22 protein-coding genes, 1 pseudogene and 1 riboswitch are annotated in these 22734 nt (G+C 61.4%); of the genes and pseudogenes, 1 reads left to right on the top strand and 22 read right to left on the bottom strand.

Annotation, left to right across the window (positions count from 1 at the left end; all coding sequences use genetic code 11):
• Position 1: 1 nt before the first annotated feature.
• The 12 genes and pseudogenes from OUZ52_RS02240 to OUZ52_RS02295 form a co-directional block, all read right to left on the bottom strand.
• Positions 2–1318 carry an ABC transporter permease gene (locus OUZ52_RS02240; RefSeq protein ID WP_266156715.1) on the bottom strand — a complete coding sequence of 439 codons (1317 nt, stop codon included), beginning with the start codon at positions 1316–1318 and terminating at the stop codon, positions 2–4.
• A 141-nt stretch (positions 1319–1459) separates the two neighbouring features.
• Positions 1460–2683: an ABC transporter permease gene (locus OUZ52_RS02245; protein WP_266156676.1), complete on the bottom strand. Its 1224-nt coding sequence runs from the start codon at positions 2681–2683 to the stop codon at positions 1460–1462.
• Between the two features lies 1 nt (position 2684).
• On the bottom strand, positions 2685–3989 hold the full coding sequence (locus OUZ52_RS02250) for an ABC transporter permease (RefSeq protein ID WP_266156677.1): 1305 nt from the start codon (positions 3987–3989) through the stop codon (positions 2685–2687).
• A gap of 48 nt (positions 3990–4037) precedes the next feature.
• Complete coding sequence (locus OUZ52_RS02255; RefSeq protein ID WP_266156678.1) at positions 4038–5282, bottom strand: ABC transporter permease; 1245 nt, start codon at positions 5280–5282, stop codon at positions 4038–4040.
• Positions 5283–5296: 14 nt separating this feature from the next.
• Positions 5297–6542: pseudogene (locus OUZ52_RS02260) on the bottom strand (ABC transporter permease).
• A gap of 61 nt (positions 6543–6603) precedes the next feature.
• Positions 6604–7836: an ABC transporter permease gene (locus OUZ52_RS02265; protein WP_266156679.1), complete on the bottom strand. Its 1233-nt coding sequence runs from the start codon at positions 7834–7836 to the stop codon at positions 6604–6606.
• Positions 7837–7852: 16 nt separating this feature from the next.
• Positions 7853–9160, bottom strand: coding sequence for an ABC transporter permease (locus tag OUZ52_RS02270; RefSeq protein ID WP_266156680.1), 1308 nt, complete (start codon positions 9158–9160; stop codon positions 7853–7855).
• Positions 9161–9233: 73 nt separating this feature from the next.
• The gene (locus tag OUZ52_RS02275; protein ID WP_266156681.1) at positions 9234–9959 is read right to left on the bottom strand and encodes an ABC transporter ATP-binding protein; all 726 of its coding nucleotides are present in this window, start codon (positions 9957–9959) and stop codon (positions 9234–9236) included.
• Between the two features lie 169 nt (positions 9960–10128).
• Positions 10129–11397, bottom strand: a complete 1269-nt coding sequence (locus OUZ52_RS02280) for an efflux RND transporter periplasmic adaptor subunit (protein ID WP_266156682.1) — start codon at positions 11395–11397, stop codon at positions 10129–10131.
• Positions 11398–11573: 176 nt separating this feature from the next.
• A complete protein-coding gene (locus tag OUZ52_RS02285; protein ID WP_266156683.1) occupies positions 11574–12086 on the bottom strand; it encodes a hypothetical protein in 513 nt (170 codons plus the stop codon).
• Between the two features lie 170 nt (positions 12087–12256).
• Positions 12257–12484: a hemin uptake protein HemP gene (gene hemP / locus OUZ52_RS02290; protein WP_266156684.1), complete on the bottom strand. Its 228-nt coding sequence runs from the start codon at positions 12482–12484 to the stop codon at positions 12257–12259.
• Between the two features lie 130 nt (positions 12485–12614).
• Positions 12615–13583, bottom strand: a complete 969-nt coding sequence (locus OUZ52_RS02295) for a potassium channel beta subunit family protein (RefSeq protein WP_266156685.1) — start codon at positions 13581–13583, stop codon at positions 12615–12617.
• Positions 13584–13752: 169 nt separating this feature from the next.
• On the opposite strand from OUZ52_RS02295, the gene OUZ52_RS02300 reads away from it, so the two are divergent.
• Positions 13753–14181: a cytochrome c oxidase assembly factor Coa1 family protein gene (locus tag OUZ52_RS02300; protein ID WP_266156687.1), complete on the top strand. Its 429-nt coding sequence runs from the start codon at positions 13753–13755 to the stop codon at positions 14179–14181.
• Between the two features lie 82 nt (positions 14182–14263).
• Here OUZ52_RS02300 and OUZ52_RS02305 read toward each other — a convergent pair whose 3' ends face one another.
• The 10 genes from OUZ52_RS02305 to OUZ52_RS02350 all read right to left on the bottom strand — a co-directional run bounded on the left by OUZ52_RS02305 (position 14264) and on the right by OUZ52_RS02350 (position 22321).
• Positions 14264–15832, bottom strand: a complete 1569-nt coding sequence (locus tag OUZ52_RS02305) for a right-handed parallel beta-helix repeat-containing protein (protein WP_266156688.1) — start codon at positions 15830–15832, stop codon at positions 14264–14266.
• Positions 15833–16027: 195 nt separating this feature from the next.
• The gene (locus OUZ52_RS02310) at positions 16028–16531 is read right to left on the bottom strand and encodes a phosphatidylglycerophosphatase A family protein (protein ID WP_266156689.1); all 504 of its coding nucleotides are present in this window, start codon (positions 16529–16531) and stop codon (positions 16028–16030) included.
• Positions 16528–17496 carry a thiamine-phosphate kinase gene (gene thiL, locus OUZ52_RS02315; protein ID WP_266156690.1) on the bottom strand — a complete coding sequence of 323 codons (969 nt, stop codon included), beginning with the start codon at positions 17494–17496 and terminating at the stop codon, positions 16528–16530. The genes OUZ52_RS02310 and thiL overlap by 4 nt, the downstream gene beginning before the upstream one ends.
• A 61-nt stretch (positions 17497–17557) precedes the next feature.
• Positions 17558–18103: a GNAT family N-acetyltransferase gene (locus OUZ52_RS02320; RefSeq protein WP_266156691.1), complete on the bottom strand. Its 546-nt coding sequence runs from the start codon at positions 18101–18103 to the stop codon at positions 17558–17560.
• Positions 18103–18549, bottom strand: coding sequence for a transcription antitermination factor NusB (gene nusB, locus OUZ52_RS02325; protein WP_266156692.1), 447 nt, complete (start codon positions 18547–18549; stop codon positions 18103–18105). The genes OUZ52_RS02320 and nusB overlap by 1 nt, the downstream gene beginning before the upstream one ends.
• On the bottom strand, positions 18549–19013 hold the full coding sequence (gene ribH, locus OUZ52_RS02330; protein WP_266156693.1) for a 6,7-dimethyl-8-ribityllumazine synthase: 465 nt from the start codon (positions 19011–19013) through the stop codon (positions 18549–18551). Before ribH ends, nusB begins: the two co-directional genes overlap by 1 nt.
• Positions 19014–19111: 98 nt before the next feature.
• Positions 19112–19456, bottom strand: a complete 345-nt coding sequence (locus OUZ52_RS02335) for a DUF2185 domain-containing protein (protein ID WP_266156694.1) — start codon at positions 19454–19456, stop codon at positions 19112–19114.
• A gap of 14 nt (positions 19457–19470) precedes the next feature.
• Entirely contained in the window at positions 19471–20409 is a 939-nt protein-coding gene (locus OUZ52_RS02340) for an LD-carboxypeptidase (protein ID WP_425493766.1), read from the bottom strand.
• Between the two features lie 112 nt (positions 20410–20521).
• Positions 20522–21613 carry a bifunctional 3,4-dihydroxy-2-butanone-4-phosphate synthase/GTP cyclohydrolase II gene (gene ribBA, locus OUZ52_RS02345; RefSeq protein ID WP_266156695.1) on the bottom strand — a complete coding sequence of 364 codons (1092 nt, stop codon included), beginning with the start codon at positions 21611–21613 and terminating at the stop codon, positions 20522–20524.
• Between the two features lie 66 nt (positions 21614–21679).
• Positions 21680–22321, bottom strand: coding sequence for a riboflavin synthase (locus tag OUZ52_RS02350; RefSeq protein ID WP_266156696.1), 642 nt, complete (start codon positions 22319–22321; stop codon positions 21680–21682).
• Between the two features lie 132 nt (positions 22322–22453).
• Positions 22454–22629: riboswitch (FMN riboswitch) on the bottom strand.
• Positions 22630–22734 lie beyond the last annotated feature (105 nt).

Raw genomic sequence — 22734 nt, forward strand, 5'->3', positions numbered from 1 at the left:
ATCAGTTTGACTTGAGCTGCCAGGCGGGTTGCACCCGCGCGGCACGAAAAGTCGGATAAACACCGGCGAGTAAGGTCACGCCTACCGCCAGCACCATGGTGATCCCCAGCAGCGACCAGTCCAGCCGAGCCAGTGCGGCGATTTCTGGGCGAAACACCCAACCCACACTCATCACCCCAACCCCCGTCAGCAAAAGCCCCAGCGCGCCGCCCGCCGCGCCGATCATTCCCGCCTCCATCAGAAACTGTGCATACAGGGCACGGCGCGGCGCACCCAGGGCGCGACGTACACCGATCTCACCACTGCGGCGCAGAAACTTGGCCAGCATCAGGCCCACGGTATTGACCAGGCACACCACCAGCAGACCCAGGGCGACCAAGAGCGAGATACGCGTGTCGCTGGGCACCACGCCTTGATGATCGAGCACCGCCGGCACGTCGCGCAAAAGGTTGTTCGGCGCCCAGTGAAAGCGTCCCGCCCGTTGCTGTTCGCGTGCGTAACCATCGAGGTATTGCCGATACTGGCTTACCGCCGCGGAGCTATCCAAGAGCGCCATGTAGGAAATCCAGACGCAGCTCGATTGCTGCAGGCCGATAAAGCCCGGACCGGTTCTCGGCTCGTGGCAGTTGGTATTGCCGCTGTTATAGATACCCGCCGCAATACCGCGTTCAAAGGGAATGAAAACACTTTCGCCGATGGCATTGAAGTTGGCGCTGGAGGCCAGGTCATAGAACCGCGGCTGCGGATTCCAGGAATCCATGACACCGACCACGCGATAGTCTTTGCCATCCATGCTCAGGCTCCTGCCCACGCTGTTTGCGCCATCGAACAGTTTTTGATTGAGCTCGCCGCTGATGACCACCACCGGCGCTTGATGCGCATCGTCATCGGCGCTCCAACCCGAGCCGTACAGAAACGGCACGTCGAGCATGGGAAAGAACTCGCCATAGACCGCGTGGCCAGAGACATTGATCGGATGTTGTCCCGCCTGCCCGGGCACCAGCGAAGGCGATATGCGATACATCGCCGACTGCAACTTGGCGCGATGCGCATGCACCAAGGCCATGGCATCGGTATAGGTCAGCGCATCCGGTGGCTCGCCATTGCTGTCTCGGCTCGACGGCCCCCAGGCGTCGATCTGCGGCACGAACAATTGCGACGATTTCCACGGAATCGGATCGCCGGAGACCGCGCGAAATACCGAATACGTCGTCATCGATGCGGCCACGCCGAAACCAATCGCAAGCACCATCAGCACCGTCAGCCCCGGGCTGCGACGCAAGCTGCGCCAGGCAAGATCGATGTAATAACCCAACATGTAGTAACCCAACATGCATGTCCCCTAAAGTTTTCTCCTCGGCTTGATCGGCAAAGCCGAGGTTGGCAGAGCTGGGGCCTACCCTGAGGTTGGCCCTCCCTGGCTCCTCCCCTGCCGACAAGGGAGGAGCTAAGCCGCTCGTTACACCGATCGCGTAGCAACCACCGGCGGCACCGCTGCCGCACGCAGCGCCGGGCCGAGCACGGCGGCTTGACCAATCAGCCACAGCACCACGGCGCCCATCGGCAAGTACATCATCGGCAGGCGCGGCAGTTCGTAATGCACCATCAGCAGCAGGTTGACGCCGTAGGCCATCGCCATGCCCAACACAATGCCGATCGTGGCGAGCAGAAAGTTCTCGGTCTGGAAGTAGCGAAGAATGTGCCTGCGGGTCGCCCCCAGGGCACGCCGCACACCGATCTGCCGACGCCGCTGCGCTACCCAGAAACTGCCCAGGCCGACAATGCCCAGCGCGGTGACCACCAGCAGCGCCACGCATACGCCCAACAGCAAACCGGCCATGGCGCGGTCATTCTGGAAAAATTTCTCGCGAACCTGATCCCAGGTTTGTTTTTTCAATACCACGCGTTTGGGGTCGAGTTGTTTGAGCTTGGCCAGTGCGGCAGCCAGCACACGCTCGCGATTTTCCGGCGCGGTACGTATCACATAGCGACCGGCAGCCATGCGAATGGGAAAGGCCATGCTGTATTCGGCCACCGCGTTATCGCTGAATGACGGCCTGACCAGATGGGCGACCACCCCCACCACCGTAATGGGAATGTTGTCGCCCATGAACAATTCTTTGCCCAGCGGCGACACGCCTGGCCAGAGTCGGTCGGCCATAGCCTGGGTGACCACGGCCACCTTGGGCATGTTCTTGGTATCGCTGGTGCTGCCGGCCTTGACCACGGCATCGAAATCGTAAAAATCATCATGCAAAAGACTGCGTCCGGCAACCAGCTGGGTGCCCAGCGTTTCCAGCATGTTCTCGCCGTAATAGGTGGTGGCATTGAGCGTGGATTCTTTCTGGTCGCGGGCAATCTTGATGCCAGCGTTCCAGGAGCTGCCACCCAAGGGAAGCTGATTGCTCGAAGCCACCGCGGTAACACCGGGGATCTGCCGCAAGGCCGCCAAATCCTCATTCATTCGCGGCACGCTGTCGGTCGTGGCGCTGATCGGCGAGATCTGAATATCGATCAATTCATGCTCGGCCACACCGCTAAGCATATGGATGCGATCAATCCGCTGGGTGATCAGAAACACCGCATTGCAAACGATGGCGCAAGTCAGGGCGACTTCCAGGATCACCAGCAAGGCAGTGATCTTGTGACGGCGCAGGGCTGAGAAAATCGGCAGGATGTCCATGTCAGTTGCTCTTCAATTGCAAGGCAGGAGTGATCTGGCAGGCGCGCCAGGCCGGCAAAAGACCCGCGAGCAGCGTGGCGCCCACGGCCAGCAGAAAGGTGATCAACAGCATCGATGCATCGAGGTGCGCCAGTTGGGCGTAATCCGATGGTTGGTGGCGCACCAGCCACAAGCCGAGCAGCGCCAGCAACAAGCCGCCCAGGCCGCCGCTCAAACCGATCACCCCCGATTCCACCAGCAGCTGCGCAAATAGCGCCCTGCGTGAAGCTCCCAAGGCCCGTCGCACGCCCAACTCCGCCGAGCGGCGCATGAATTTGGCCAGCATCAAGCCCACCGTATTGACCAGGCAAACCAGCAGGAAGCCGAAGGCCAGGAAGGCCTGCAAGCGCACGTCACCCGGCACGACCTTATTGATATCCATCCATTGCATCAGGCTGGGCAATCGCACATTTGGCGGCCGTTGAAAACGTCCCAGCGCTTTCTGCTCTTGCGAGTAATGCGTCAGGTATTCCTCATAGGCAGCCGCCTTGGCCGGGCTGTTCAGCTGTACCCAGAATTGCAGCCAGACGCAGGTTGAGGTTTCGAGATGATCATCATCGCTGCCGCCCTTGCCCCAGCAGTTCATCGAGCCGTTATGCTCAAAGCGCAAATCACGCGAGGTGCTCAATGGCACGAACACTTGCTCGCTGTCGGAGTAGTTGCCCATGTTCAAATCATAAAAGTGTGGATTAGGCCGCCAATCGTCGAGTACGCCGACAATGCGAAACGCGGTGTCCTGCATGCGCAAGACCTGACCGGTGCTGTCCTTGTCCCCATACAGCTTGGCGTTGAGTTCGCGGCCGATGACGACCACACGCGCCTTGCTGTTGTCCTCGGCTTCACTCCATGGACGTCCATACAGAAATGGCGCGTTGAACATGGGAAAGAAATCGGCTGAGGTAAAACGCGCATCGGCGAAAAACGGATCCATGCCCGACTGATCCGGTTGTATCGGCACATCGCCACCACTCATCAGCGCTTGCCGGTCGCCGCGCTTGGACTTCAGCAGATTCATGCCGTCGATCCAGGTCACCTGCTCCATCGGCATCTTGCCGGGCACATAGCCGTCGCTATCTCTGGGGTCGAGCTGCGGATAAAACAGCGTGGCGCTCTTGCCCGGCAACGGGTCGCCGGAAAGAACATGCAGCACGGTCAAGGTGGTCATGCTTGCGCCGATGCCCAACGCAATCGCCACCACCATCAAGGCGGTGAGCATCTTGTTGCGCCTGAGACTTCGCAGCGCCAAATCCAAGTAATAACCAAACATGTGCACTCCCCTATGTCTTCCCTTGTCGCCAAGGGCGCGAGCAAGAAACTAAACCGGCCGGGTGGCCTCCACCGGCGATACCCGTGCAGCACGCATGGCTGGCGCAAACACCGCGCACTGGCCGAGCACGAGCAGGATCAACGCCCCAATCAATACGTAAATCATCGACAGGTGGTGCATTTCGAAGCGGATCACCAGCCACAGATTCATCGCGATGGCGAGCAGCACGCCGAGGAAAACACCGCCACTGCTGATCAGAAAATTCTCGGTCATGAAGTAGCTGAGAATGTCTCCGCGGGTGGCGCCCAATGCCCGGCGCACGCCGATCTGGCGTCGCCGCTGGCCGACCCAGAAACTGGTCAGGCCGACGATGCCGGCGGCGGTGATCGCCAGCAGCACCACGCTGACGATGCCCATCAAGATCGCCATGCCGCGATCGCTTTCATAGGCCTTGGCGCGCACGTCGGCAAAACTTTTCACGCCGTCCTTGTCGCTGATGATGCGCTTATAACTTTGCGCGAGCAGCGCTGGTTTTGCGGCGTGCATGGCCGCTTCGAGCTGCCCGGGCCGTGCGCGCACCAGATAAAACGTTTCTTGTGGCGAGGTCAGCCGCATCGGCACCAAGGTCGATCGGTGGGCGAAGTCGTCGGCCCAGCGCGACACCACTTGCGCCTGCAGTTGATCGACAATGCCGATGACCGTGGTCGGACTGCTCATCAGATAAATCGTCTTGCCCAGTGCCGCATTGCCTTGACCATTCGGCAGCGGGAACAGCTTCTCGGCCAGCGCGCGGGTAATGATGACTACCGACGGCGTCAACGTATCGCGGGTATTCATATGGCCAATTTCATCGGCGCGAAAATTGCGCCCGGCCACCAGCTTCAGGTCCAGGGTCGACAGAAACTGCTCATCGGCGAAGTAAATCGTCGATCCGGACGTGACCTGTGGCTGATCGGGATTCAGCTTGATGCCATCGTCCCAACCACCGCCGCTAAGCGGATACGAGTTGCTGGCGGTTGCATCCTGCACGCTGGATATTTGCCGCAAGGCATTCAGGTCGGCGCGCATCTTGGCGTCCAGCTCTTCGGGTGACGGCTTGCCTACCCATTGGTTTTCGATCACGAAAAGATGAGCTTCGTCGACACCGCTGGACTCGGACAAATGCGCCACGCGCTGCTGAATGATGAATAGCGCATTGCAGACAATCGCCAGGGTCAGCGCGATTTGTATGGCGATCAACGCGGTACCGGCTTTGTGCTTGCGTAGCGCGGTCAGAATGGGTTTGATCTGCATGATGGGCCGCTCCCTTAATTCGACTTGAGCTGCCAGGCGGGCTGCACTTGCGCGGCCCGCCAGGTCGGATAAAACGCCGCCAGCACGGTGGCCCCGATAGCGACCAGCAAGGTCAGCACCACCAGCGTCGCATCCAGATGCGCCAGCCGCGCGATCTGCGGCTCGAACACCATGCCCGCCCCCAACATGCCCAGACCGGTGAAGAACAAACCCAGGATGCCCCCGGCCAAGCCCACCATGCCGGCCTCGGCCAAGAACTGCCGGTAGATATCGGCACGCGATGCACCCAGTGCGCGGCGCACGCCGATCTCCGGTGCGCGGCGCATGAACTTGGCCATGCTGGAAATCAAGCCACTCGTTGACATTGCGCAGGCGCACATTCGGCGCCCAGTTGAAACGCCCGGCATGTTGCCGCTCTTGCGCATAGGCATGCAGAAACTGCAGGTAGTTATCGGCATCGGCCTTGCTGTCCAGCTGTACCCAGGGGCTGATCCACACACACTCGCCATGCAACCAGCCGTCCCAGCCGCTACCGCCACGACGATTGCCGCTGCCGCAGCTGTTGCTGCCGCTGGTCTCCATCTTCAGATCGATGGCATGGGTAAAGGGAATGTAGATTCCCGACGTATCGACAAACGCATTGCCGCTGAACATATCGAAGAAACGCGGCTTGGGATTCCATTGCTCGGTCACCCCGACGATGCGATACACCTGCTCTTCCAGCACGATGTCGCGACCCACGCTATTGGCCCCGGCGAATAGCTTTTGATTGAGCTCGCGGCTGATCACCGCGACGGCGGCATGCTTGTCATCCTCTTGCGCGCCCCAGCCTTGGCCGTACTGAAAGGGCACATCGAACATCGCAAAGAAATCAGCGTAGGTGGCATAACCGTTCGCCTTGAATGGCAGGCTATGAGCGCTGCCCGAGCGCCCCTCATCGGGCGTCACCGACATCTGCACTGGGAACAACATCGTTTGCCGCTTCGCCTTATGCGCCTGCATCAGGGCTACTGCATCGGTGTAGGGCAACGCCGCCGGGGGCTCGCCCTTGCGATTGTATTGCGGCCCCCAGTTGTCAACTTGGGGCACGAACAACTGCGACGACTTCTCTGGAATCGGGTCACCCGATACCGCGCGAAACACCGAATAGGTCACCATCGATGCCGCCACGCCAAAGGCGATCGACATAATCATCAAGGCCGTCAGCAGCGGGTTGCGACGCAGGCTGAAGAAACCGAGCTGGGCATAGTGCAAGAACATGCTTTCCTCCGACGTGCCGCTTCCAGCCTGCCCTGGGGATGGGGCAGGCGAAGCCATGGGATTAAACCGAGCGGGTCGCCTCAACCGGCGGTACGCGTGCTGCGCGCATGGCCGGTGCCAGCACCGAGCCCTGGCCGAGCAAGAGCAAAACGATCACCCCGGTAATGACGTACAGCGGCGATAGCCTGGCCATCTCGAACTGCTTCATCAGCCACAGATTCATGCCCATCGCCAACAACGCGCCGACCAGCACACCGCCCAGGCCAATCAACAGATTCTCGGTCAGGAAGTATGTGAGGATGTCGTTCTTGGTGGCGCCCAGGGCGCGTCGCACGCCGATCTGTTTGCGTCGCTGACCGACCCAGAAACTGGTCAGGCCGACGATGCCTGCGGCGGTAATCCCCAGCAGCACCACGCAGATGATGCCCATCAAGATCGCCATGCCGCGATCGCTCTTGTAGGCATCCTGGCGCACCATGGCAAAGCTGCGCACGCCGCGTTCGCTGGGTAGCACGCGCATCCGGTTGGCCTTGAACAAGGCCTCAGGCGCAGCTTTCAACACACTGGCGAGCTGCCCCGGTTTGCTGCGGATCAGATAGGTGGTGAAGTTACCGGTGAGCTGTACCGGCAATAGGGTGGAGTTGGCTTCGAAGTTATCGGCGAAGCCGCCCTTCCACGGCACCTGCAGCCGCTCGACGATACCGACCACGGTGCTGGGTGGCGTGCCATCAGACAGATAGATCTGCTTACCCAGCGCCGAGCTGCCCGGAAAAAGCTTGTCGGACAGCGCCTTGGTTACCATGACGGTCGGCGAGAACTGAAACTTCTTGGGATCGATGGCGACCACTTCGTCCGGCCGAAAATTGCGTCCGGCAATCAGCTTGGCCCCCATCGTGGCCAGCGCGTGATCGTCGACGAAATATTGCGTCGTTTGAGCTGCCGGCTTTTTCATCTCGGGATTGAGCCGGACGCCGGTCGACCAGCCGCCGCCACGCAACGGGTAGGAATTGGTCGCCAGCGCGTCCTGTACGCCGGGCAATTGGCGCAATACCTGGAGGTCGGCTTTGATCAACGGCTCGGATGCGTTTTCGTCGGACAAGCCGACCCACATGTTTTGTATCGCCATCAAATCGGTTTCGATCATGCCGGTGGAGCGTGAAATCCGCTCCACTCGCTGCTGAATGATGAACAAGGCATTGCAGACGATGGCCAGGGTCAGGGCGATCTGCAGGGCAATCAGAAAGGTGCCGGCCTTGTGGCGTTTGAGTGCGGCGAGTATCGGTTGGATCTGCATGTTGATGGCTCCGCGCTCAGTTGGATTTCAGTTGCCAGGCCGGCTGCACTTGCGCCGCCCGCCAGGTGGGATAAAACGCCGCCATCACCGTGGCCAACACCGCCACCAGCAAGGTCAAGGCCACCAACGAAGCATCCAGCGTGGCAAGCCGCGCCACTTTGGGATCGAACACCCAGGACACGCCGACCACCCCTAAGCCGGTCAACAGCAAGCCGAGCAAGCCACCGGCCAGGCCGACCGTACCGGCCTCGATCAGAAACTGTCCGTAGATCTCGCGGCGTGAGGCACCCAGCGCACGGCGCACGCCGATCTCGGCGGCACGGCGCATGAACTTGGCCAGCAGCAGCCCGACGGTATTGACCAGGCAGATCAGCAAGAACGCCAGCGCCACCAGCAAGGAGATCTTCGACTCCGGCGGCACCACCTTTTGAAACTCCAGCCACTCCTGCACATTGCGCAGACGCACATTGGGCGGCCAGCGGAAACGCCCTGCACGCTGTTGCTCGGCGGCGTAGCCTTGCAGTGAACGCAGATAGGCATCCGCATCGGCCTTGCTGCTCGCCTCGACCCAGTACTGCGCCCAGATGCACTCCGAGTGCAGCCACGCGTCCCAGCCATCGCCTGAATTCTTATTGCAGTTGTTATTGCCGGCGGTGCCCATCTTCAGTTCGATGGCGCGGGTGAACGGGATAAACAAATCCACCGGATCATCAAAGCCGGAGGTGTTGACCGGATCGAAGAACAGCGGTTGCGGATTCCAGCTATCCATCACGCCGGTAATCCGATAGTTGCGCCCATCGATATTGATCTCGCGCCCGACGCTGTTGGCGCCGTTGAATAATTTGTCGTTGATCGCCCGGGCGATCACCACCACGGCCGCATGCCCGTCGTCCTCGGCCGCGCCCCAGCCGCTGCCGTACAGAAACGGGATATCGAACATCGGAAAAGCGTCGCCATAGACCGCATAACTATTGACGTTGAAAGGCAATAGATGGGCATCGGCGGGAATGACCGAGGGGCCTACCGGATACATCGCGGTCTGCCGCCTGGCCTTGTGTGCAGCCATCAGGCCGATCACATCGGTATAGCTCAGCGAACTGCTGGGCTCGCCATTCTTGGTGTCTTCCGGGCCCCAGTTATCGATCTGCACAGCGAACAGTTGCGACGATTTTTCGGGAATCGGATTGTTTGAGGTGGCGCGAAAAACCGCGTACGTAGTCATCGACGCGGCCACCCCAAAGCCGATCGCCATCACCATCAGCGCGGTCAGAATCGGATTGCGGCGCAGGCTACGCAGGCCAAGCTGAAAGTAATAAGCAAACATGAAAGTCTCGAATGACTGAAGCGGTTACTCTCCCCCACTCTTCCCCGGCAGCGCCGGGGAAGAGGCCCTTCGGTCAGCGCCCGTGAGTGGCGTCGGCCACCTGTGCCACATGCGCGTGGAAGCGCGGGTCTTCCGCCAGGTCGACCACCTGACCGTCGATGACGTGCACATTGCGCTGCGCGCGTGCGGCCAGTTCCGGGTCATGCGTCACCATCACGATGGTGGCGCCTTCGCGGTGGATCTCTTCGAGCAGCTCCATCACGCTGCGCGCCATCTGGGTATCCAGGTTGCCGGTCGGTTCGTCGGCGAGCAGCAGACGCGGTGAACCGGCCAAGGCACGGGCAATCGCCACGCGCTGTTGCTGACCACCGGACAGCTCGGCCGGATAGTGCTTGGCACGCGAGGCCAGGCCAACACGCTCCAGCGATTCCATGATGCGTTTTTTGCGTTCGGCGGCCTTCATGCCGCGATAGCGCAACGGCACTTCGACATTGTCGAACACATTGAGATCGGGAATCAGGTTGAACGCCTGGAAGATGAAGCCAATCTTCTCGTTGCGAATTTTTGAGCGCGCGTTGTCATTCAAATGGCTCACTTCGACGCCATCGAGGTGGTACTCGCCACCGGTGAACGTTTCCAACAAACCGGCGATGGTGAGAAAGGTCGTCTTGCCCGAGCCGGAGGGGCCGGTCACGGCGACAAACTCGCCTTCTTTCACATCGATATTGAAATCGCGCAGCGCATAGGTCTCCACTACTTCGGTGCGGTAGACCTTGGACAGGTGAGTCATCTTGAGCATGGCTGAATCCTTCGGTGGTGGTTTTTTTAACTCCTCTCCCGCTGTGCCGGGAGAGGTTGGAAAGGGTGAGGCGGATTGTTCCGGTATTCGGCGAACCTGCACCCTTCCCAGCCCTCCCCTGCATGTCCCGAAAGGGGGCTCCCTTCGGTCGCAGAAGAGGGAGCCATGATTAGCGGCTGATCGCGACGCGTGCCGCAGCTTTGAAACTATCGGTACCGGAGACCACGATGCGGTCGCCTTCTTTCAGACCGTCGAGAATCTCCACTTTGTCGATGCTGTTGGCACCGACGCGTATCGGGTGCTTCTCGGCAACACCGTCGCGCACCAGGTAGGCATAGCTGCCACCGGATTCGTCGACGAAGGAGCCGCGTTGCACGGTGAGCACGTTGTCGCGTTTGTCGAGCAGGATGCGCACGGACAAGCGCTGGTTCTGGCGCAGCTGTTTAGGCGTCTCGCCGTCGAAGCGCAGGCGCGCTGCCACTTCGCCATTGACCACTTCGGGCGAGATCGCGCTGACCAGGCCCTTCCAGGTATTGCCGTTGCCGGTGATTTCGCCACCCATGCCGATACCCAGGTCGCGGGCAAAACTTTCCGGTACTTTCATCTCGACCACCAGCGCGGACAGATCGATCACGCTGAGCAGTTGCGCATCTTTGGCCACGGTGGCGCGTTCGGCGATGAACAACTGACCCACCTGGCCATCGACCGGCGAGCGCACATTGAGGTCATCGACCTGGCGCAGCAAATCCTTCACCAGCAGCGTCTGGCGCTCGAAGGCGAGTTTCTTCGATTGAATATCGAAGTTCTGGCTGTCGCCATCCATGCCCAGATCGGTCTTGGCATGACGGGTGGTGATCTGGGCCTTCTGCAGGGTGTCCTTGGCCTTGTCCACATCGCGGCTTGGCACCGCGCCCTGGGCAAAGGCTTTCTCGTAACGACTCAGATCGCTGTTGGCGGATTTTTCATCGATCTGCGCGTTATCCAGCGCCTTCTGCAACTCGCCACGCTTTTTGCGGGCGTCGATCTGGGCGCGTTTGTAATCCACTTCCATCGCGTCGGCGGCGCTTTGTTCTTGCGCCAGCTTGTTGGTCAGCTCGGGGCTGACGATGCTCGCCAGCACCTGGTCTTTCTTGACCGAATCGCCGGCATGCACCTTCAAGGTCACCGCACCGCCTGAGGTCGCATACAGGGTGGGGCTGACCGCCGCTACCACCTTGCCTTCGGCAGCGATGTCGCGCACAAACAAGCCACGCTCGACCACGCCGAAGGTGAGCCGGGAACTGCTCACCGAGGCATCGGCAGAAAACAGGCGGCTGGCCTGCGGCAGCACCAGCGCCAACACGGCCAGCACGGCGACGCCGCCGCCGATCATGAGCAGACGCTTACGAGTGGGTTTGACCTCGACCAGGCGGTCTTGAGCGGAGGTATCGCGAATCATGGATGAGTCCCTAGCCGCAAGCAGTGCGGCCCCTGACCAGTATCAGCAAACGTCGTGCCAACCTGGAAAGGTCAAGATAGACTCAATAATTCAATGCCTTACAAACATCGCGGGCGAGACGGCCACTGTCCGCGGACAATCTCACGGACAGGCGGACATTGTCCGCCTGCGGACGCTTAGCCGCCGGGCTGTTCCAGCGGCAACGCCTCGGCTCGCGCCACCTCGCAGGCAATGCCTTTGCCCAGCGATGAGAGCTGTGGCGGCATCACCGCGCTGACGATGTTGAGGCCTGCCAGGCGGCGGTGCTGAAACGCCATCACCGAGGCACTGGCCAGGCGAAAGGGATGCTGTACGCGGCGGTGCGCTGGTGCGGTCAATGGATCACCACTGGCAAGCAAGGCATCCCAGGCGAGATAGTCGGTATCCGGCAAAAGATGCAGCCGCGCGCGCAGGCGCCCTTGCGCATCCACGCATTCGATCCACTCGCGCGGACCATCGGCATGGACGTCACTGGCGGCGACCAACCAGCAGGTGTGCAGCAGGGGTTCCAGCTCGGCGCGCTCGACCAGCCAGCCCGGCGCCAGCATCTGGGCAGGCGCCGGCTTGGCACGCGATGGCAGATACAACACGCTGCCCAGCAAGGGCAGGTACGCCAGCAACGACTCCGGCGTCATGCGAAAACCAGCCAAACATCATCGTGCTCCTTTCAAAAGGAGACCCGGCTGGCGACGGGTCCGGCCAGAGCACCGGACGCGCCGCACTGGCGATAGGCCAAAGATGGGGCCGACCGGGGAAGTCGGCTTGGAACGACCTCGAAGGATCCGGCCAGGCCAGCCAAGGGCATCCGTGCCCCAGCGAGCTACTTGGTAAGAATCAGTTTGTCGTTACGGGTCAGGCGCAGGTGGTACTCGCTGCCCTGATGCTGGATCACCAGCTCGCGCGCGCCTTCCAGCAAGGCCTGACTGGAAATGCGCCGGGCCAGCGTGGTCACGCCGGTCGCAGCGGGTTTATTAAGGCTCAACAAACGCAAAAGACGGGCCGGCGCTTCAACGTGTGCAGACGACAAGGACAAGGTAGACATCGACATGTGAGGTTCCGCAATCAGCCAAGGGCGAAGTTGATGATAATGATTCTCATTTGATAGTCAACACCTATAGCCGCGATAGCCGCACCCCATCGCCGCGGCTCAGCCAGCTGGCCCTTGCACCCGACATGGCCTAAGCGACGATCTGCTCGATCCGCCGCAACACCGCGGCGTCCAGCCTTGGCAGCAGCTCCAGCGCGGCAAAGTTCTGCTCCAACTGCTCCAGCCGGCTAGCGCCCAGCATCACGGTGGACACATGGGGGTTGGTCAGGCACCAGGCGATGGCCAGCTGCGCCAGGGGCACGCCAAGCTCATCGGCGATGGGTTGCAGTTGGCGCACCTTGGCGATGCGTTGATCGCCCTGCCCTAGCGCGCCGGTACGCAGCCACTCGTAACCCGGCTGCGCCAATCGGGCATCCGCCGGCACACCATCGTTGTATTTACCGGTCAGTACGCCCGATGCCAGCGGCGACCAAATGGTGGTGCCCATGCCATACGCCTCATACAGCTCGGCATACTCCTGCTCGACCCGCCTGCGCTGCAGCAGGTTGTATTCGGGCTGCTCCATCGACGGCGCATACATATGGTTTTCCCGCGCGATGCGATGCGCCGCGTGAATCGCATCAGCCGGCCATTCGCTGGTACCCCAGTACAACACTTTGCCCTGGCGTACCAAGGTATCCATGGCGGCAACGGTTTCTTCGATCGGCGTATCCGGATCGGGCCGATGACAGAAGTACAGATCCAGGTATTCCACCCGCAAGCGATGCAAGGCCTGATGACAAGCCTCGAGCACGTGCTTGCGCGAGAGCCCACGCTGGGTCGGCAGCGGATCTTTCACCGCGCCGAAATACACCTTGCTCGACACGCAATAGCTGTCGCGCGGAAAGCGCAGATCCGCCAGCACATCGCCCATCAAGGTCTCGGCGATACCGTTGTTATAGGTCTCGGCGTTGTCGAAAAAATTCACCCCGCGATCGTGCGCCAAAGCCAGCAGATCGCGGGCCAGCGAGCGCCCCACTTGCTGGCCGAAAGTCACCCAGGCGCCAAACGACAACGCGGACAGTTGCAGGCCGGTTTTACCAAGACGGCGATATTGCATCAGGATGCTCCAGTAAGTTTAGGACAGCATGCCAAGAGCATCATGCCGCCGTCCATGTATTCCAGCGCCGGCCACGATCAAGCATGTTTCATCGGCGCTGGCTGGTTACACTGCGGCCTGGCCAGGCGAGTGACGGCCATCGATAGTCCATCGCAGCCCAGGGAGACGCATGAACGCCAACGCACAGCCCAACTGGTATAGCCGCAACTGGAAATGGTTCGTCCCAGTCCTTTGTGTGTCGATCGTGGTACTGCTCGGCGCGGCGATGTTCGGCGTCATCTCGCTGGTCTTCGGCATGATGAAATCGTCCGATGCGTATCAGCAAGCCGTCATACGGGCCAGTGCCAACCCCGCCGTGGTGGCCGCGCTCGGTCAGCCGATTACCACCGGCTACTTCACCACCGGCAGCATTCAGACCTCCAACGACAATGGCGCGGCACAGTTGGCCATTCCGCTGAAAGGCAGCAAAGGCGAGGCGACGGTGTACCTCGTCGCCAAGGAAAACGCCGGCCACTGGACTTACTCGACACTTACTGTGTCGATCGCATCGACCAAGCAGCAAATCGACCTGCTGCAAGAAGGCAGCGACAGCCACTGAGCGGGTGCGCCATTGAGCGCATATGTTTAGACGTCCAAACCGGGCCTGGATTTAACCAGGCCCGGCGCACAACGATCCCAGCTTACGGCTGCTGATAAGCACCGATATCGATAAGGCCAGCGCCACTCAACCGTGGATTTCCGTCGTAGTCCACGCTACCGACCACGGTCGACGGCAACACCAGTCCGGCGCCGCGAGCCGGCGATGCCGCGCCCACATGCAGGTCAGGCGTGGTGGTACTGAGCAACTGCGGGTCGGCGGTAAGTGTCAGCGCATCGACACTGCTGGCCTTACGGTAAGAGCCCACATCGGTATACGACGAACCAAGCCAAACCCAATTGGCGTTATCCAGGCTGCCGGCCGCGTTATACAAATTGTGATCGATCGTACCCGGCGTGCTGTAACCCGGATTCTGCGTCTTGCTCGGCCAGAAATTGACCAGCAGGCCATTGCTGTTGGCATAGATCACATTGTTTTCGAACACGGTGCCGCTGACGTGGAATTGAATCTGGAACTCACCACTGCCAGTGCCCTGGCTATCGTTCTGAAACAGCGTGTTATTGACGATGGTCGCGTTCGCCGTGCCGCCATTCTTGTTGCTCGCGCCACCGATCGAAATACCCGCCGAGTTGGACAGATACACCAGGTTGTTTCGCGCGATAACGGCGCTGGTCAGCTTGTTGGCGGTTTCGCAGGCCAGCTCGATGCCGATATCGACGTGATGCACTCGATTGCGCTCGACGGTGACTCGGGTACCGCCTTCCACGTAAATGCCGTCGCTGGAGAAATCGCCGGGGCTATAGGCACCATTGGTCTGCGAGCTGATGTTGTACACCGTATTGCCGGAGATCACCCCATCGCGGGCCTGGTCATAGATAACGCCGCCGATATTCGGCGCGGCGTTCTCGAAACCCAGGGCAGCGATACCGATGTTGTCGTTGTCATGCACAAGGTTATTGGAAATGGTCCACTGCTCGACATTGCCGGTCAGCGACAGCGACTCGCTGCAACCGGTGCGCAGGTGATCCACTTCGTTACCGCTGATGACCAGGTTATTGATCGATGCCGGCGCGCGACTGCCATACACCTCGATGCCGAACGCATTGCCATTGGGGCAGCTCTCGACCGTGTTGACGATATCGTGGACATGATTGTTGAGCAGGCTGATATAGCTGCCCGCACCGCTGATATAAATGCCTATCGGTGTCGAGGTGGTGCTCGACGCGGAGTAATAACCCACATCGAAACCCTGGATCGTGACGTAACTGCGATCAGCCAGATTCCACACGCCGCGCATGGCGCTGGCAGGTATCGAAAGCCCTTTGCCGCTGAGCGCCGCGGTTTCACCCGGATAGCTGGAAAAAGTAATCGGACCGGCCGCGGCCGAACCCGAGGTGGGTACATCGACCGTCTCGTTATACACACCGCCGCGTACATACACCGTGTCGCCTGGCATCACGCTGTTGGCCGCGCGCTGCACCGTGCGCCATGGCGCATCCAGCGTGCCGGCATTCGTATCCAGACCGTTGGTGGCCACGTAGTACACATGGCCGGTGGACATGCCGGCAGCCAGACTCAACTGCGGATAAAGCGCTGCGGCGAGCGCCACACTCAGTACTTGCAAAGCTACGGAAACGCTTACGTTCTTCATGCAATCTCCATGTCATGTCTACGGGGAAGTGGGAACCGCGGCCAGCGCCAGCGGTACGACAGGGTGCGCGTCTGTGGACGGCTATATCGTGACAACGTCGACGAAACCGACGCGTCGCAACGTCAGTTTCAAGCAAGCATGACGACGCTCCGGATCAGTCCGGCAGCGGGCCTATGCGTCAACGAAAACCGGCGACTAGAACGGCAGCCAGTGCAACAACATGCCGAGCACGAGCGCGGCAAAGATGCCGGCGACAACGTCGTCCACCATCACCCCCAGACCGCCTTTGAGATGCCGGTCGAGCCAGCTGATCGGCCAGGGTTTCCACACATCGAAAAGGCGAAACAAGACAAACCCCGCCACGATGGCCCACCACGGCGCAAGCAACGCTGGAATCAAGGCAATCCATTGGCCGATGAATTCGTCCCAGACGATGCTGCGATGATCGTCCACGCCAATCGCGCGCCCGGCGATGTTGCAGGCCCATACGCCGATGACGAAACCCAACAGCAAGACCGCGCCGTACCAAGGCAGGCTCAGCTCGCGCAACCACAGCCACGGCAGCAACGCAGCTAAAGAACCGAAGGTTCCCTGCGCTAGCGGGGTCAGCCCCGAACCGAAGCCGCAGGCCAGCCAGCCGGCTGGGCTAGCAAGCAAGGCGCGGCGTTGTTCGACGGTGAGAATTTTCTTGGCGCTCATGCGGCGAAATGATCCCAGCCCTGACCGGCGGTTTCCAGCCATTGACCATCCACGTCGCGCACGCGCACCCCGCTGCCTTCGACGATGCGGCCAATCCGCGTCGCGCCACAGCCTAGCCGGGCCAGGTCGGCCTGCACCTCGGCGACGCGCGCTGCGGGTACGGTAAAGCACAGCTCGTAATCGTCGCCGCCGCTCAAGGCAAAATCGCGCGCAGCAGTGTCATCGAACACATCGTGCAAAGCCGGCGATAGCGGCAGCAACACCGCGTCGATCTCGGCGGCCACACCGCTGGCTACGCAAATATGGCCGAGATCGGCCAGCAAACCATCGGATACATCGATGCAGGATGTCGCCCGCTCGCGCAAGGCCATGCCGGTGGACAGGCGCGGCGTGGGGCGATTCAGGCGCTCCAGCAAAAAAACCTGCCGCGCATCGTTTTCATCGATACGCCCGCCACGCTGCAGCAACTGCAAGCCGGCGGCCGCATCGCCCAGGGTTCCAGTGACCAGCACGGCATCGCCGACGCGGGCCCCCGAACGCAGCAAGGCTTTGCCGGGCGAGACAAAACCATGCACCGCGACGCTGATGGTCATCGGCCCGCGGGTGGTGTCGCCGCCGATCAACGCCAGACGATACGGCTGCGCCAACTGCGCAAAGCCCTCGGCAAAGCCTTCGATGAATTCCGGATCAGGCCGAGGCAAGGTCAGCGCCAGCAAAGCCCAGGCCGGGCTGGCACCCATCGCGGCCAGGTCGGACAGATTCACCGCCAAGGCTTTCCAGCCGATGTCGGCCGGCGCGGTACCTGGTGGATAGTGCACACCCTCGACCATCGTATCGATGGCTACCGCCAGCTCCTGCCCCGGCGGCGGCGCCAGCACGGCGGCATCGTCGCCAATGCCTAGACGCACATCGTCACGACTCTGCGCAGTGCGGCGGCGAATCAGTTCGATCAGGTCGAATTCCATCTAAGCGCCTATCAGTCGCTCAAGCCTTTCGTGCGGTTTGTAGCGCAGAACGACTTGCGTTTCAGCGAGAAAAAATCACCGTCGGCTTACCGTGGTACGTGGTTTCCTGTAGGCGCTGGAATCCAGCTTTCTCGGCCACGCGAATCGAAGCGAGGTTGTCCGGCGAGATAATGCATACGGCACGACGGTCGGTGAAATGAGCCTGCCCCCAGTCGATAACCGCGGCCACCACTTCGCTTGCATAGCCTTTGCCATGGGCCTGCGGCGCCAGCACCCAGCCGAACTCCAGCATGCCATCCAGGCGCGGTTCGATGTCGCGCTTGAGATCGGTAAAACCGATATCGCCGATATAGCGGCCGCTGTCTTTTTCTTCGACCGCCCAATAGCCGAAGCCGAGCAGGCTCCAGAATCCGGCATAGCGCATCAAGCGATCCCAGACCTCCTCGGCATTGAACGGACGGCCACCGATAAAGCGAGTGACCTCCGGCGACGACCAGATCGCCAGGCAGGTTTCAAAGTCGTCGGCGCGATGCGCGCGCAGGCGCAGGCGCGCCGTTTCGAGCTCGGGAATCTGCCGGGTCATCTGCCCCATCGTCGAATCTGGCATCAGCCGCGTTTTTCCGTCGCCCGCCACGAGGTGGCCAATTTATCCAGCACGCCATTGACGTAGCTATGGCCGTGGTCGGCGCCGAAGCGCTTGGTCACTTCGATGGCTTCGTTGAGGATGACCCGGTATGGCACATCGGGGCGAAACTTCAGCTCATAGGCCGCCAGGCGCAGCACCGCGCGTTCGATCGGATCGATTTGCGCTACCTCGCGATCGACAAACGGCTTCAGGCCTTCGTCCAGTTCATTGAGATGCTTGGCGACGCCTTGCAGCAGATCTTCGAAATAGCCGAGGTCGGCCACTTCCATATCTTGCTCGTGGCGAAACTGCTCGATCACCGCGGTCATGTGACTGCCACTGAGCTGCCACGCATACAGCGCCTGCAGCGCACGGCGACGGGCGCGTGAGCGAGCGGCCAGATCGATACCTTCGGGGCGCTGGTTCATCACTTCAACCGCGCATAAAGGTTGACCATTTCCAGCGCGGCAATGGCGGCATCGGCGCCCTTGTTGCCCGCCTTGGTGCCGGAGCGCTCGATCGCCTGCTCGATGCTGTCGGTGGTCAGCACGCCAAAGGCCACCGGCACGCCGGAGCTATAAGCGGCCTGGGCCAGGCCCTTGGCGCACTCGCCGGCAACGTAGTCGAAATGCGGGGTGGAGCCACGGATGACCGCACCCAGGGCGATGACGGCGGCGTATTTGCCGGAGTTGGCCAGCTTGTGCGCGGCCAGGGCGATTTCCCAGGCACCCGGCACGCGAATCAGCTCGATAGCGTCGTCTTTGACGCCGTGACGCACCAGCACGTCGTGGGCACCGGCCACCAGGGGCTCCACGACGAAACCGTTGAAACGGCCCGCAACAATGGCAAAATGGCCTTTCGGCGTGGCGAAATCGCCTTCGATAATCTTCATACTGAATGTGTTCCTTACTGGGCTTCTAGCCCATGCGGGCAGGGTATTTTACGGGTTTACGGGGTCGCGTGCCGGCGCTGGCGGGCGCCGCGCCGGTTTCAATCCTCGACCGGCTCGAAATCGACCGGCACAAAATGCTCGCCGTCGCTCCCTCGCTCAAAAGCACTGCCGACAGGCGCGCCCAGCAAAGCGACAATGGCCGGGTCGTAGTTGGCGATCGTATTGACGTCATAAATAGCTAAATTGTCTGAATCGTCCATGTATTCATCCGATTCCAGACCGGATAAAAACCGCCAACCGCTATCGATCTCGTTGTCCGGCGCCTCCCGGTAGCAATAGCCCACCGCGTGACCCTCGACCGTAATCATGTCGGTGGCAAAACAGGCGCCGTGCCCGGTAGCGAGTGGCTGGAAATCAGCGGCATTAATCTTGTAAGCCTTCAAAGTGACTCTCCCTGTCAGGCCAGCGACGGCAGGTGCGGATAACCGCTGAATGACAAATGGGCCCGCCCGGCCGATACACGCAACCGCGCCGGCGCGCCAAACGGCAAGGTGAATTTGTCGGGCTCGTGGCCGAACGGCATGCCATCGAGTACCGGGATACCGGCGATCCGGCGCAGCTGGGCAAAGCCCTCGGCCAGCCCGTAGCCATTGTCATAAGCGCTGGGCCGGCAGTCGGTGAAATCCGCCAGGATCAGCGCGCGCTGCCGCCCGAGCACGCCGGAGAGGTGCAATTGATACAGCAAGCGCTCGATCCGGAACGGCGGCTCGCCGACGTCCTCGATAAACAAAATGCCATCGTCGATACGCGGAAAGTACGGCGTATCCAACAAGCTGCACAGCACCGCCAGATTGCCGCCCCATAGCGGGCCGTGCAGATCCAGCTCCGCCTCGCCCAGGCCAGCCGCATCGCTGCACGACCACGCCGCCTCCGATTGCGCCGAACGCACGGTGCGCCAGAAATGCGGCAAGGTCAGTCCGCTAAGGGTTTCGGCGCCAAAATCCGGCCCCAGCATCGGGCCACCCAGGGTGCACAAACCGCTCTTGGCATACAGCGCCAGCTGCAAGGCGGTGAAATCGCTATGCCCGACGATCGCGCTGGACGCACCGGTCAGGCGCTCGCGCAGGGCGTCGTAATGCAGATGCTCCAGCAGACGAGTCGCGCCGTAGCCGCCACGGATCATCAAGGCGATGTCTGGCAGCACTTCGCAGCTGGCCAGCTGATTGATATCGGCGGCACGCTCGGCATCGCTGCCGGCGTAGCGAAGCTCGCTGCGATCGAGCACCTCCAGCCCATCCACCGCGCAACCGGCGGCGTGCAGGCGGGCGACCCCACGAGTCATCGCAGCGCGGTTGTGCGGGTAGCCGGAGGGGGCGAACAGACGGACCTGGGTCATGGGTATCGAGTGTGCAGTGATGGGAGCTTGAGTATGGACAGCAGCATGTGGCATCGAGCGGGCACAAATATGGCGCCCTGCTCCGGCCTGGCGTAGCCAGGCCGGCTTATGCTCAGACGTAACCAACCACTTCCAGGCCAAAACCGCCCAGGCCGACCAGCTTGCGCGGCGTACCAAGTACCTGCAAACGATGCACGCCCAGGTCGGTGAGCATCTGCGCGCCCAAGCCATGCTGCCGCCACTCTCGCCGCTGCAACTCTTCCGGCGCCTGGGTTTGCGGCTGCCCGCTAAGCCGGCGCAACAGCACCTCGGGCGTGTCTTCGCCCGATAGCACCAGTAGTACGCCGCGGTCTTCATCGGCGATGCGGCGCAATGCGGCGGTCACCGTCAAACCCAGGTCGTCGCGCTGCAGATGCAAGACATCGGACAAGGTGTTGCGCACATGCACCCGCGACAACACCGGCGCGCCGTCGTCGACCGTGCCACGCACCAAGGCAAAATGCAGGCCCTGGCGGATCACATCGCGATAAGCGACCAGGCGGAACGGACCGAACTCCGTCTGCACTTGTTCTTCGTACACACGCTGCACGGTCTTCTCGGTTTGCTGCCGGTAGCGAATCAGGTCGGCAATGGAGCCGATCTTCAAACCATGCTTTTTCGCAAACACTTCCAGCTCGGGGCGGCGCGCCATCGAGCCGTCTTCATGCAGCACCTCGATCAAGACCGCCGCCGGCTCAAGACCCGCCAGCGCCGCCAGATCGCAACCTGCCTCGGTATGCCCGGCGCGGGTCAACACACCGCCCGGCTGCGCGGTCAGCGGAAAAATATGCCCTGGCTGGGCCAGATCCTGCGGCTTGGCATCCGCTTTCACCGCGACTTGGATCGTGTGCGCACGGTCATGCGCCGAGATGCCGGTGGTGACGCCTTCGGCCGCCTCGATCGAGACGGTGAAATTGGTGTGGTACGACGAGGTGTTATCGCTAACCATCGGGCGCAGGCCCAGTTGCTGCGTACGCTGCTCGGTCAAGGTCAGGCAAACCAGGCCGCGCGCCTCGCGCACCATGAAATTGATATCTTCCGGCCGCACCATTTGCGCGGCCATGATCAGATCGCCCTCGTTCTCGCGATCCTCGTCGTCAAGAATCACCACCATGCGGCCGGCGCGGATATCGTCGAGAATTTCTGGAATCGTATTGAATGACATGCGTTGTTCCTTGAAATGAAATGCTCCCCCTGCGCTGTTCGGCAAAGGGGCGAAGCAACGCCGGAATCAGGCGAAGCCGTGCTGCTTCAAAAAGGCCTCGTCCAACCTCGGCGCCTCGCCGCTGCTGAGCAAGCGCTCGACATAACGCGCGACGACATCCACCTCGATGTTCACCGCGTCACCGGGGCGGCGCGCGTGGAATGCGGTGTGTTCGACCGTGTGCGGAATCAGATTGACGCCAAAGCGATGACCGGCCACTTCGTTGACCGTCAGGCTGGTGCCATCGATGCATACCGAGCCCTTGGCGGCGATATAGCGCGACAATGCCGCCGGCACCTCGAACGTCCAGCGCTGCGAACGACCGTCCGGGGTGACCGAAACCACTTTGCCCAGGCCATCCACATGGCCGGACACCAGATGGCCGCCGAGGCGGTCGGCCAGGCGCAGCGCTTTTTCCAGATTGACCGGATCGCCCGCCTTGAGCTTACCCAAGGTGGTCAGCGACAGGGTTTCGTTGGAGACATCGGCACTAAAGCCGCGCGGCTCCAGCGTCACCGCGGTCAGGCAGACGCCGGACACCGCAATGCTGTCGCCCAGTTGCACATCGGAGAGATCGAGAGCGGCGGTATCGACGGCTAAACGCACATCGCCGCCACGCGGTTCAATGCGCGCGATACGGCCCACCGTTTGAATGATGCCGGTAAACATCAGCATGCTCCCTGCGGGGAGATGCGGCGGTTTGAAAACTGCATGGAAGACATGAAACGTACTCCGCAAAAAAATAACAGCGAGTACGCCCCAAGGCGTATGGCAGGCGCGCACCCGCGAAGGTGAGCGCCATACCGTCTTCTCTCATCCGGACTATGAGCCAGCCCCGCTAACGGAGCTGGCCAAACCGTCGGCCCCGGCATCAAACCGGATCTGCTGACCTTTCGCGATGTTTGCGAAAGCGCTCGCGGGCTCGTGCTTGCGCACCTACCGCCGGTGGGGAATTCCACCCCGCCCTGAAGACGTCGTATGGTTTTTGCCAGTCAGACTGGCGGTGCGAGTCTAACACCATCGCCCGGATCGCCCGAACCGGCACAACCGGACAGCGTGTTTCGCCAGGCGGACGGCGGCCG

Source organism: Dyella silvatica (assembly GCF_026283955.1).
Lineage (GTDB): Bacteria > Pseudomonadota > Gammaproteobacteria > Xanthomonadales > Rhodanobacteraceae > Dyella_C > Dyella_C silvatica.